11 protein-coding genes are annotated in these 12,714 nt (G+C 45.8%); 6 read left to right on the forward strand and 5 right to left on the reverse strand.

Annotated features, from left to right (window positions below; translation table 11 throughout):
- Positions 1-116 precede the first annotated feature (116 nt).
- From GA520_RS09110 to coaBC, 3 genes are all read left to right on the forward strand, one after another.
- A complete protein-coding gene (locus GA520_RS09110; protein ID WP_163336902.1) occupies positions 117-1,526 on the forward strand; it encodes a sugar transferase in 1,410 nt (469 codons plus the stop codon).
- A gap of 206 nt (positions 1,527-1,732) precedes the next feature.
- Positions 1,733-2,440 (forward strand): Bax inhibitor-1/YccA family protein, encoded by a 708-nt coding sequence (locus GA520_RS09115; protein WP_163336901.1) that lies wholly within the window; start codon positions 1,733-1,735, stop codon positions 2,438-2,440.
- Positions 2,441-2,535: 95 nt separating this feature from the next.
- Positions 2,536-3,735 (forward strand): bifunctional phosphopantothenoylcysteine decarboxylase/phosphopantothenate--cysteine ligase CoaBC, encoded by a 1,200-nt coding sequence (gene coaBC / locus GA520_RS09120; RefSeq protein ID WP_240910084.1) that lies wholly within the window; start codon positions 2,536-2,538, stop codon positions 3,733-3,735.
- A 42-nt stretch (positions 3,736-3,777) separates the two neighbouring features.
- Here the strand turns inward: coaBC and GA520_RS09125 are convergent, their stop codons facing one another.
- Genes GA520_RS09125 through GA520_RS09135 form a run of 3 tightly spaced genes read right to left on the reverse strand, consistent with a single transcriptional unit; the run spans position 3,778 to position 5,307 of the window.
- Complete coding sequence (locus tag GA520_RS09125) at positions 3,778-4,245, reverse strand: YchJ family protein (protein ID WP_163336900.1); 468 nt, start codon at positions 4,243-4,245, stop codon at positions 3,778-3,780.
- Positions 4,242-4,481, reverse strand: coding sequence for an RND transporter (locus GA520_RS09130; RefSeq protein ID WP_240910083.1), 240 nt, complete (start codon positions 4,479-4,481; stop codon positions 4,242-4,244). The genes GA520_RS09125 and GA520_RS09130 overlap by 4 nt, the downstream gene beginning before the upstream one ends.
- A 10-nt stretch (positions 4,482-4,491) precedes the next feature.
- Positions 4,492-5,307, reverse strand: coding sequence for a pyruvate, water dikinase regulatory protein (locus GA520_RS09135; protein WP_163336899.1), 816 nt, complete (start codon positions 5,305-5,307; stop codon positions 4,492-4,494).
- Between the two features lie 133 nt (positions 5,308-5,440).
- On the opposite strand from GA520_RS09135, the gene GA520_RS09140 reads away from it, so the two are divergent.
- Both GA520_RS09140 and GA520_RS09145 read left to right on the forward strand, forming a co-directional pair.
- Positions 5,441-5,896, forward strand: coding sequence for a YkgJ family cysteine cluster protein (locus GA520_RS09140; protein WP_163336898.1), 456 nt, complete (start codon positions 5,441-5,443; stop codon positions 5,894-5,896).
- Positions 5,883-6,998, forward strand: coding sequence for a DUF3524 domain-containing protein (locus tag GA520_RS09145; RefSeq protein WP_163336897.1), 1,116 nt, complete (start codon positions 5,883-5,885; stop codon positions 6,996-6,998). The genes GA520_RS09140 and GA520_RS09145 overlap by 14 nt, the downstream gene beginning before the upstream one ends.
- Here GA520_RS09145 and nadA read toward each other — a convergent pair.
- Both nadA and GA520_RS09155 read right to left on the reverse strand, forming a co-directional pair.
- The gene (gene nadA / locus GA520_RS09150; RefSeq protein WP_163336896.1) at positions 6,995-8,050 is read right to left on the reverse strand and encodes a quinolinate synthase NadA; all 1,056 of its coding nucleotides are present in this window, start codon (positions 8,048-8,050) and stop codon (positions 6,995-6,997) included. The genes GA520_RS09145 and nadA overlap by 4 nt on opposite strands.
- Before the next feature lie 279 nt (positions 8,051-8,329).
- Complete coding sequence (locus tag GA520_RS09155; protein WP_163336895.1) at positions 8,330-9,001, reverse strand: GntR family transcriptional regulator; 672 nt, start codon at positions 8,999-9,001, stop codon at positions 8,330-8,332.
- 553 nt (positions 9,002-9,554) lie between these two features.
- Between GA520_RS09155 and GA520_RS09160 the strand changes: the two genes are divergently transcribed.
- Complete coding sequence (locus GA520_RS09160; RefSeq protein ID WP_163336894.1) at positions 9,555-12,683, forward strand: NAD-glutamate dehydrogenase domain-containing protein; 3,129 nt, start codon at positions 9,555-9,557, stop codon at positions 12,681-12,683.
- Positions 12,684-12,714 lie beyond the last annotated feature (31 nt).

A 12,714-nucleotide genomic window follows, 5' to 3' on the forward strand; every position in this document is an offset into this window, starting at 1 on the left:
AAAAAATCCGATCTATGTCTCGCATAACGAAATATATTCAAAGTCTATCTATCAGGAAGTTAACATTAAACAAGGATTGGCGGTAGATATTGCGACCCCTCATCCTGATATAATTTATGCTGTCAACAAATCTTCGTGAACAGAGTTCCCTGATGGCAAGGGTGCTCCACCTGGTTGATTGCCTGCTCGTTGTGGGGTATCTCTGGATCCTGGTCACCTGGTATCGCGTGCCTTGGAGCGATTATTACACCAGACTCACCTTAATCATATTCGGTCTTTGTTTCATAGGGTTTCAGTCGTTTCAGCTTTATCGATCTTGGCGTGGCTGGAAATTCTATATGGAGTTTTTTGTCATCCTCCGTGCCTGGGGTACGGTTGTTGGTATCTTGCTGTTCTATTTTTTTGTTTTTAAGATATCCCACGCCTATTCACGTGTTGTTTTCCTGATCTGGTCCATTACCACACCGTTTTTTATCTTTTTTCTTCATGTGACCGCTCGTGTTATTTTGCGAAAGATCCGTGCTCGAGGCAACAATGTGCGACGGGCCGTCGTGGTCGGGGCAGGTGACCTTGGGACAAATCTGGTCCGGCAGGTCGAGTCAATGCCATGGGCTGGGATAGAGGTGCTGGGGTATTTTGACGATAAGATTACCGATAACAGCCAAACCGAGGTGAATGGTAAACCACTGCTCGGTACGATAGAGGGTGTATACGACTACCTGCGACTCCATGATATTGATTACGTCTATATTGCCTTACCTATGAGGGCGGAGAGAAAAATATTTACCATTCTACGAGAATGCCGATCTCTTGGAGCACGGATTTATCTGGTGCCTGATCTTTACCTCTACGGCCTCCACCATTCCGAACTGCAGTCACTTGGCGACCTCCTCATCCTTAACTTCAATCCGCATACCGAGTGGAAGAGAAGCTTTGATATCATCTTTTCCATTTTTATCCTTATTGCCACACTCCCCTTGACTGTTCTCATCGGTTTGCTGATCAAGATGAGTGACAAGGGACCTGTTTTTTACGGGCACGAACGGATCACCATGACCGGAAAGAAGTTCAAGTGTCTTAAGTTCAGGACCATGAAGGTGGGAGCGGATAACGAATTACAAAAGATACTCTCAGAAGATGATGAGCTGCGCAAAGAGTGGGAAACGACCTATAAACTTAAGAAAGATCCGCGTATAACACGTATAGGGGGATTTCTTCGTCGCACCAGCCTTGATGAGTTCCCGCAATTTATCAATGTAATTCGCGGGGAAATGAGTGTAGTCGGGGCACGGCCAATTGTAGGCAAGGAGCTTGAAGACTTCTACAAGGAGAGTGCAGGTCGGTATTGCTCTATGAAGCCTGGTATCACCGGGGCCTGGCAGGTTGGCAAACGGTCCGATGTGGAGGATTACGAGGAGCGCGTGAGACTCGACGACTGGTATATACTTAATTATTCCTTGTGGACTGATATAAAAATCATCGCCAAGACGGTATTGACAATGGTCAAGAGGAACGGTGCTTATTGAAAAAGGTTTATTGCCTGAACCTTCCATTGCGAGCCTTCCCTTGCCCGGGGTCAGGCTTAAGCCTGACCCCATCATGTTAAGGTGGCTAAAAATCACGCTTCTCCTTCCTGTTTTTCTTGCATATCGATTCTGAATAGTTACTTTAGTGAAGGAAATAAAACGTAACTCAATACAACCAATTACTAATTTCATATCAGGAGTAAGACATGTACGGACAGACGAATCAGGTAACACTCGATCAGGCGAGGCAGGAGGCTTCAAGTATTTTCCTTGCCAAGGTCTTTAACTGGATGGCCGTAGGTTTAGGGTTAACAGGTGTAGTTGCATACCTTACAGCTGCGACCGGCATCACCTATGCACTTGTTCAGAGCCCGCTCTTTTATGTACTCATTTTTGGAGAACTCGGACTGGTTATCTATCTCTCTGCCAGGGTTCAGAAGCTTCAGGCGAGTACGGCAACCGCATTGTTTGTGGCATATGCAGCCCTAAACGGTATAACGATGTCTATTATATTCCTTCGTTATACCAGCACATCCATTGCTGGCACATTTTTTATTACCGCGGGTATGTTTGGGGCCATGGCACTGTACGGTCTGATAACGAAGCGTGATTTATCCGGCTTTGGTTCGTTTCTCATGATGGGCCTTGTCGGTATCATCATCGCAATGATCGTTAATTTCTTCCTGGCAAGTTCTGTACTGCACATGGCAATCTCAGCTATCGGTGTCTTCATATTCACCGGACTGACAGCCTTTGATGTACAGAGAATCAAGCAGATTGGAGAGGCCGGTATACTTGAGCAAGGCGGAGATGTTGTGAAGAAGGGAGCCATCATGGGCGCGCTAACACTGTATCTCGACTTTATCAACCTGTTCTGGATGTTGCTCCAATTCTTTGGTGGTTCCAACGACTAGCCGAATAGCTACAGGTTTTATGCCAGATGGATAAAAGCTACATTTAAAGGCAGGCTTTCCAGCATGGAAAGCCTGCCTTTTTCTTTTTGGGAGAGATGATGAGTTCTGTATATACCGGAAAACGCATTGTGGTTGGAGTGACTGGCTCTATTGCTGCATTTAAGGTGGCAGGGTGGGTCTCCACACTGGCTAAAGAGGAAGCGCAGGTTTCCGTAGTGATGACCAGGTCGGCCACACAGTTTATTACGCCACTTACCTTCAGCTCGCTCTCCGGTAATAAGGTTCATGTCGACATGTTTGATGCTGAGGGTGGGGAGACCATGGCTCACATTATGCTCGGCAGGGAGGCAGATCTTGTAATTGTGGCACCGGCGACAGCCAATACCATTGGTAACCTGGCTGGCGGTCTGGCGCCTGACTTGTTGTCTACCACAATTTTGGCCACACGTGCACCGGTTATTGTCTGCCCCGCAATGAATAGTCGGATGTATACGCATCCTGCTGTCCAGAATAATCTGAAAAGACTGGTTGAATGTAACTATACAGTGATTGACCCGGATGAAGGTGTAATGGCTTGTAAAGAAGACGGAAAGGGGCGATTACCAGAGTGGGATCAGGTCGATCCGATTTTTCAAAAATCCATTAGTAAACAAGATCTTAAAGCTGTGAAAATCCTTATTACGGCCGGCCCAACCCGGGAGGCTATAGATCCTGCCAGGTTTTTGAGTAACCGGTCTTCCGGTAAGATGGGGTATCGGCTTGCCGAAGCTGCTGCTCGGAGAGGTGCTGAGGTGACCCTCGTGAGTGGGCCAACGGCGCTGGCTCCGCCCGTTGGAGTTCGTTGTGTAAAGGTCCAATCAGCCGTTGATATGCATGCTGCTGTGATGCAGCACGCCGAAGAGAACAAGGTGATTATAAAGTCCGCGGCTGTTGCTGATTATCGCTCTCGTGAGATTGCTGCCGAAAAAATCAAGAAAGACAAGATATCCGAACATCTTGAGCTTGCCCGCAATCCTGATATCCTCTTCGAGCTTGGCCAAAGGAAGAAAAGTGGTCAACTGCTTGTTGGTTTTGCGGCTGAAAGTTCAAACCTTGAAGTTGAGGGACGTAAAAAACTGGAGGCAAAGAACCTGGATCTGATAGCAGTCAATAATATCAATTCAGACGACACCGGTTTTGAGACAGATAACAACCAGGTGTTACTGCTCAGCGCCAACGATGCAGAAATGCTCCCCTTTACTTCAAAGGCTCAGACATCCGATCTCATCCTGGATAGGGTGTGCCGGTTACTGTAAAATGAGGTCTCCGTGCCTTGAACCCATTTCATGGTAAAAAGTTTATCCGGTAAGACAACAACGTTTGAACTTTTTACCTGAACCGCACGGGCAAACCGCTTTGCGATTGATTGGTTTCTTTTCAATGCTGTTCTCACCATCCAGGTAGTACCAGAAACCTTTTTTGCATATAAATCTGCTTCGTTCTTTCATGTGGCAGAGCTCATCACCCGCAATAAAAGTTGCCTGAAAGTCAACTTCACCTGTGTCTCCGCTTCCAATGTCGACAGTGTGGTCATGTATACGAAGCTGCAACCATTTGGTTTGATCCTTATCAAGAGCAACTGATTGAGGTCGTGTTGAAGGAGCCCAGGTGGCCAGAAGATGTCTCTCATCCTTTACGACATATGCAGTATAGCGTGATCGCATCAACATTTCAGGACTGGTCGCCTTACCATGATCGTTAAGAACCGGTTGGCAGCATTTACTGAATTCCAAATCGGAGCAGCAATAGCATTTTTGATCTTTCATGATTGTTTGCTCGGTTTGATACATAATTTGCAAATCACCAGGATGGTGGGGCTGAGGTGGAAGAGCAGATCAAATATGTCGATAGGTTTCACTAAGGTACCGTTAAGGAGCATTGTTGCTTTCTCAACAATATGAGGCGCTGGTGAAAAAGGGGCCAGGCCAAGGAGGAGAGCGGCTACTATGAGTGGCGGCCATGGCATGTGTTGTATAAGTTTCAGGATTTTTTGATAGAGCATAACATCACCTTTAAAGAACAGGTTGTTGAGGTTGGACTATCTGTGCTGCCTGGGTAGCCATCTCTTCAATTGAATTCCCGGCGGATGTTACCACCGGTATACTGTGGGTGTTGAAAATGCACTGAGAGGCGGTAAGTTCATTTTCGCACGTCGAAAAGCTGGCATAAGTAGAGTCCTTGAATCGTTTCTGCCTAAAAGAGTGAAGGAGCTTAGGGGTGGTAGAGAGCCCGACAACTTTTTCTTTATTGCTAAGTATTTCTTCAGGCAGTTGGCAATACTTGAGGTCCTGATCAACCAGTGGATAGTTTGCAGCCTTCATCCCCATCTGGGTAGCAAGGAAAATCGATACAGGTGTTTTGCCTGAGCGTGAAACCCCTACCAGGATGATATCCGCTTCATCATACCCTTTGGGATCTGTGCCGTCGTCGTGACCAATGGAATACTGGATGGCATTGACCCGTCGACTCATGGTCATATCGTCGTGTATTCGTGCCCCGCCAGGTTTTCGGAGAGCTTTCGTCTCAGCGATTTGTTCAAGTCGTACCAGGAAATGGTTACAGATATCAAAATACTCAATTCCATCAATATCAAAGATTTTGTTTAATTCCTCACTAAAGAGAGTTGAAATGATGATGGGTGATTTGTGTCTCGATTTTTCCAGAATCCTGTCACATGCCTTTTGGGCATCATCTTTGGTTCGAATAAAAGGGATGAGTTCTTCACTAAACTCTATATCGGGAAATTGACGGAGCAGGGCCTTGCCCATTTCTTTTGCCAGAATACCTGTTGTTCCTGATATATAGTATACATCCTTTTGCAGGGTCATGGTTTCTCCTTGAGAATATCGTACTGTCTGGTATGAAACTGGTAGTAGATACCATATCGCGATCTGGGAGAGTGTCAATGAATCCATTTTATAAGTGATTTCAGGGTGAGTAAATACCTGTTTGAGAGGGGGGATGGCCGGTTTCCGCACAATATTATCTAAATTCAGAAATTATACGCTGCAGGGGTGGTTTCGGTATCTTCATATACGATTGACCGGCAAGGATGTTCGTGTACAGGGGGAGTGTAAATTCTGTGGCCTTTGCTGCCGGAAAATCAGCCTGGAAGCCAACGGAAGATGGATCAGGTCTGAGCGCGAGTTTCGTCGGTTGGCTGAGATGCACCCTGAATTTAGTAGATTTGAAATGCTTGAAAAGGATTCGTCCGGTTACATACTCTTTAGCTGCTCATGGCATCTTCCGGAAGGTATTTGCAAGGATCACGAAAACCGCTTGCCTATTTGTAAACAGTTCCCCCATAAGAGTCTGTATTTTTCAGGTGCAGGCGTACCTCCTGGTTGCGGCTACTATTTCACGGTTGGTGTTCCATTTTCCAAGCTGTTACGGGATAACTTAGATGAACAGAAATAAAGTTTTACAAATACTTGTTGTCGAACCGTATTTTGGCGGCTCTCATCGTCATTTTTTGAATGGTCTGCAACAGAGTGTCGAGGCTGAGTATACTCTTTTGACCTTACCCGCCCGAAAATGGAAAATGAGGATGCAGTTATCGGCACCTTGGTTTGCACAGCGTGTCGCTGACCTTCATGAATCCCAAAGATACTATGATACCGTTCTTTGCTCTACTTTTGTTGATGTGGCGGTTTTGCGTTCTTTGCTTGTACGTGTCCCCGGCTGGAACCCTCTAGCTCGATTTTGCACGTACTTTCACGAGAATCAATTTGTCTATCCGGGGCAGATTACAGACCCCGCCATGTTTCAGTTTTCAGCTATTAATTTTTTGACCGGGGTAGCATCCGATGGTTTGGCCTTTAATTCAAAGTTTAATCGTGACTCATTTCTACTGGAGAGTGAGAAGTATATTAAAAAGGCCAGCGATATGAATCTGGCCAATGTGTACAAAGCGGTCCTTGAAAAGAGTTGCATTATCTATCCTGGCATCGATTATTCGCAGATAGATGGAAAGACGAGGGAGAATGAGAACTCAGTCCCGGTGATTGTCTGGAACCACCGCTGGGAGCATGATAAAAACCCGGATGAGTTTTTCAGTGTTTTGAAATCTATCAAAAAGAAGGGCGTAAAATTTGGGCTGATTCTGCTGGGGGAGTCTTTTCTTCATCAGCCTTCCTGTTTTGCGAAAGCAAAGGAGGAATTTCGCGATGAATTAGTGCATTCCGGTTACGCAGAGACAAAAGAGGAATACGCAACCCTGCTCTGTCGGGGGGATCTGGTGATTTCCACTTCAATTCATGAGTTTTTCGGTATATCTGTACTGGAAGCGGTCCGGGCAGGATGCTACCCTTTATTGCCAAAGAGGTTATCGTATCCGGAACTATTCCCATCAGAATATCTGTATAATGAGGGAGAACTTGAAAAAAATCTCGAAGAACTCCTTGCCCGCAAGCCAATTTTAGAGCAAGAGCGTTCAAAGGCGTTAACTGAACCCTATGCCTGGCCAGCTGTAAGCGGGCAATACAGGAAATGGTTGTCTGGTGAAGCCCTGTACGTTTAGCCTTTTTTCATCCTACGGGCAAATTCCAGCATGCGGTTTATGGGAATTTGCGCTTTTGCGGCCAGTTCCGGTGACACCATTATTTCATTGGTGCCTTTTTCCAGCACCTCTGCGAGGTTCTGCAGGCTATTCATGCCCATCCAGGGGCAGTGGGCGCAACTTTGACATGTTGCCCCTTCTCCGACCGTTGGCGCTTCAAGAAGGGTTTTCTGGGGGGCAACCTTACGCATTTTATTAAAAATACCGGCATCCGTAGCTACAATGAACTCTTCGTTCTGAAGATTTTTTACTGCCTCAATCAAAGCGGTTGTGGAGCCGACAACATCAGCCTGGGAAACCACCGACTCCGGGGATTCCGGGTGAACAAGTACGGCTGCCTCCGGATGAAGTCTGCGCAGGCGTTCAAGAGCTGTAGATCTGAATTCCTCGTGGACAACACAGGAGCCTGGCCAGAAAAGCATTTCAACACCTGTTAATTGCTGCACATAGCGACCGAGATGTTTGTCCGGTGCCCACAGGACTTTCTCTCCCCTGTCTGCAAGGTGACGGATGATAGGAAGTGCTATGCCGGAGGTCACCACCCAATCCGAACGAGCCTTTACTTCAGCGCTGGTATTTGCATAAACAACAACGGTGTGATCAGGATGGTGGTCACAAAATTCAGAAAATGTGTCGATAGGACAACCAACGTCAAGAGAGCAGGTTGCCTTCAGATCCGGCATCAACACCCGTTTCTCGTTATTAAGTATTTTTGAGGTTTCCCCCATAAAGCGTACTCCGGCAACTACCAGGGTGTCCGCCGGATGTTCTGTACCAAAACGGGCCATCTCGAGAGAGTCGGCAACACAACCGCCTGTTTCCTCTGCCAGGTCCTGCAGGGCACCTGAAGTATAATAGTGGGCAACGAGCACTCCGTTCTGCTCTTTCAGGAGTTTCTTGATTTTTTCTTTCAGTTTCTTTTCTTCATCCGCCGAGAGTGATGGCCAGACAGGGTTGTCCGGTACGTGTACATGGGGGATAATAATGGAGGATTCCTGGGTGCCTGTTGCCATGATGTTACCTGTAATAGTGTGTAGATTCAAAATTCTTTTCGGCACAACTGTAGGGATTGAGAGCTGGTAAAAGAGAAATATACGCTTTCGGTTGAGAAAGCAGAAGTACCGAAATTTTCTGCCGCAATAAGAGAGCCTATTTTAATGGAAAGAGGTCTCGCTTGGCTTGCGATCGCATAATTGCATATTTTGAAATAGAAGTCTAATAGTTACTTCACAAACCTATGGCAGTAGAACCCTGGAGGGGCATATGTGAGGAATATTGGCAGGAATGGTCAACTAAATAGAGAGATAGTCATCCGGCATAACGTCAACGGCTTCCAGGCCATCAACTGAATTTTGCAGATGAGCGCGTACCGCCAGTTCTGCCTGCTCTGCCGAACCATGTGCGAGAGCGTTGACAATAGCCTGGTGGGCATTGATCGTCGGGCTGAACTCAAGTTTAAAAAACGGATCGAACAGGATGAGGTAGATACGCGTGCGGTCGAGCAACTCCTTAACATAGCTGTAAAGTACTTTGTTGCCAGAGTATTCGGCAATTTTCATGTGTAGGTTCGCATTAATTACATCATACTCGTCCAGGTCTGTTTTGTCGAAAATACGTCCTTCTATCTCGATTAGCCTATTTAATTCATCAATCTGTTGTGGCGTTATACGAGTCGCTGTCAGGCGTGCAGCCATGCATTCAAGCTCTATGCGAACATGGAACGTTTCCTCAATTTCCCTGGAGGTAGGGGTGATAACAAAAGCCCCCCGATTGGGAATTGAGTTGACCAGCCCTTCCACCTCAAGCCTTTTTATGGCACTGCGTACAGGTGTCCGGCTGACACCGAGCTGCTGTGCAAGTGCCACTTCAACCAGTTGGCTTCCTTGCTTAATATAACGTTTACGAATAGCGTTTTTCAGCTTTTTATAAACTGCATCTTCAGAACTTTTTCGGGCTGCACACATAGAAATTATAAGGACTGGGAAAAGTGAGATGTGATTACTATTGTTGGATTTTCAAGGGAAATAGTCCAAAATAGAAGTGAAATTTAACACATTATAACGCACGAGTTTAAAAAAGTACATCGATTGTGTGCAATAGGGGTACACAATTGTATGGCAATTACAAAAACGTTTTAAATAATGAATGTGAGGTAACCGTGTGTCACGTATTTGGCATAATCGTGCAAGTTAATGGAAGTGTCTGATTATCTGTTGAAAATTGAAGTCGAAAACTGTTGACATACCGGATCGGTGGGGATAAAAGGGTTGTATGCAGAGGTTGTATACAACGTCGGCTAGAGTCGGTTGTTGTTTTGTTTTATTGATGAATGAAGGAAAGTAAAGATAGAATACGAGTCTGGAGCACAGTGATCTTGCTCAATTATCGCGAGGGTCATTGGCTTGAACACATATTTCAATGCATACGTCTTAAAAGATCGACGAAACAAGGAAATACGGTGTCGATGGATTATGCTTACGTAACCTGTAATTAAAAAATCTTCATGGAGGAGATACCGTGGACAGGTTGATATATTCTTCAGGACCGGTTGCCCAAGGGGCCGATATTATCGATAAAGCAGAAAGTGTAGGGCTTGACCCGAGGCTCCTGTATGAGGCTGTTATTGATCTCTCTACGGAAGGGTTATTGACGGCCAATTCTATTAATATTGCGGCAGGTATACTGCTTAAAGATTTAGGATTGCCGCGATACTTCTTTGAACACATCCAGAAAGACTCACTGGTTCATCTCCTTCAGTCAATTGCTGCATCAATCAAGATTGTTGAAGGTTCGGTGACCCTTTATAAAAGCGTCGCCAGCATCGATTTTGATCTTTCCCACGGTAGCGAGGTTCAGCGTGTTCGTATTGCGACTGAAGAGACCCGTGACTCCATGGAACAATTGCTGGAAGACCAGATTTCAGGTCACCGGCGTGAATACTATTACAGCCAAGAGTCTCGATACCATACGTATATAATCCGGCCTGAGACCGTTCCTGATTATCCGGCAGAGGCCTATGAAAAATCCCGTTTTTTATTTTCCATAGCCGGTGACTATGTTGTTACTCCGGAACCAACCCGCAGACGATATGAGAAGTTTCTCACAAGCTGTGAGAACCAGATTACACCTCTTATTGAGGTATTTAATCTTCCGGAGACAGGTGAGACCCGGTTAATGTTCAAAAGTGATTTTGAAAAGCCGCAACTCCCTCTGCTGAGGCAGATACTTATAGAGCGCGGGTTGACAATGGTACGTGCCTATTGGGAACCCTATTTTACCAAGACGGGGCACTCCTCATCTATCTGTGCTTTCTATATCGTCGGCGAATTGACCCGCAAACAGGAATCGACCCTGCTTCGCGATATGTATTCGTTCCTCTCTTTTGCCGTTAATGGTATTGATAAGCTGTTTATACAAGGAAAACTTTCCTTTCAGGAGATGCTGTTTGCCGGAAACGCAATTGACTTCACCCATATGTTCATTTATCAGGAGGGGGAAAACAAGACTGACAGAGAAATCCTTGAGAGCCTAACCAATAAGGATCATCAGGATGCATTTGGAAAAAGATTGCAGAGTTCCACCAAATCCATATACGGCATACAACTGATAGATACTACTGCTAAAAGGAATGTCGACTTGCTTAAGGACCTCTATCAGTTGTTTGATAAACGTTTTAACCCCGACGTCAGGAATCGTTTGACAGATGAGGAGTTAGAGCAGGCATGGGTTGAATTCGACAAGAAGATTACGTCACGTTTTATCGATTACCCGTTAGGGTACGATATTTTTGCATTCATGTTCAAGGTTATCAGCTGTACCTTGAAAACGAATTTTTATAAGCATGAGAAACGATCGTTTTCTTTTCGTTTTAGTTCTTCTATTCTCGATCCGCTTATTTTCAGTCAGTTTGTATACGGAATTTTTTATGTCAATGGTCATTATGCCTGCGGTACTCATCTTAGAGCTGCCGATATCTCTCGTGGCGGGTTGCGCCTGATTCGAGTTTCCAGGGCAAATTACGATGCGGAACTCGACAATGCAGTCCTACTTAACTATGCACTTGGCCCAAAGGCACAACGTCTTAAACATAAGGATATCTGTGAGAGTGGTTCCAAAGGCGTTGTAGTCCCTCAACCGCCGTATGCCAAGCTTTCTGCAGAAGCCCTGAACGATTATACCGAGGGCATTATGGACTTGATGCTGCTCGATGATTCTATTGTTGATTATTATGGTCAACCTGAATTGATTTTTTTCGGACCCGATGAAGGAACTGCCGGTTTGATGGATGCCGTGGCGATGCGAGCAAAAGCGCGCGGTTATCAACACTGGCGGACAATCACTACAGGGAAGTCCTTTGGTATTCCCCACGACACCTATGGTGTGCTCGATTCAGGGGAGTTGTTCGGACTCTTCAACAGGGATGATCAGGGGGTCGATCTGCAGGTTAACGGGGAGTCTCTTTGTGTTACTACTGACATGAAGGAAATTCACCAGAAGATCGGTGGCAAAGTACGCCTGAGCGGCATGACCACGACCAGTGTTATGAGCGCCTTCAGGACCCTTATCCATCATTATGGAGAAGATGAAGTGAATATGAACCTGATGATAACCGGTGGGCCGGATGGCGACCTCGGGGCGAATCAGATTCAATGCTATAAGGGGAAAATCTGCCTGATTATTGATGGTGGCTCTATTCTTTTCGATCCTGACGGACTTGACAAGGAGGAACTTTTAAAACTCGCATTTAAACGAAACTCCTCTCCACGGGAAAACTCCATGTATTTTCCGGAAGACAAGCTTGGTCCCAAAGGATTCAGGGTTCCTCTTGGTTCACGAAATGTAACTTTACCAGACGGCAGTGTTATCGAGGATGGAACACTTTTTCATAAGACGTTCCTGTCTGAACCGGAAAACCGCAAATATATAAAGGAAGCAAATATCAAGGCATTTATTCCTTGTGGCGGCTTCAAGGACACCATTAACCAGACAAACGTGAAAGAGTTCCTGGCGATATTCAAGGAACTTAGGTTTATCGTTGAGGGAGCTAACGTCTTCTTCGATGATGTTGCCAGACGCTATATAGCTATGGCAACGGAAATTATGCAGATTAAGGATACATCAGCAAACAAGGGCGGCGTCTATTCAAGTTCTGTATCCGAAGTGCTCACCGCATTCCTCTATCGTGATGGCTATGAAGAGGAGTTGCTTAATGTGAGGGAAACTCGCTGGGAGCTGATTCGAAATATCATTGAGGCGGTAGAGGAATATGCGCGGATTGAAGGGGAGACTCTGCTGAAGTTGTATGATGCAGACCAGATGATACCTCTGTTTGATCTGTCGGAGAGGACCAGTGAGCAGATCTTTGCCCTTCAGGAACTATTGCTTGCACGTCTTGATGAAATCTTTGCCGAGGAGGAGTTAGTGTGGAGTGTTCTGGAGAACTACATTCCGGCTGTACTCATAAATAAACTTGGTCGTGACACCATAATTGAGATCCTTGGGAGTGCCGAACTTGTTGCCTATCGGGATGCTATAGTGACCAAGAAACTTGCCTCCCTGGCATTATATGAGTTTGGAGATAGATGGGAAGAGTTCCTTGCAGAAGTTCGGTCGGATATGGTTTCAGCATTAAAAAAGGTCGTTTAAAAAACTTAGGTTATTCCCGGTATACCGGGAT

This window comes from Desulfopila sp. IMCC35008, assembly GCF_010646885.2.
GTDB lineage: Bacteria > Desulfobacterota > Desulfobulbia > Desulfobulbales > Desulfocapsaceae > Desulfopila.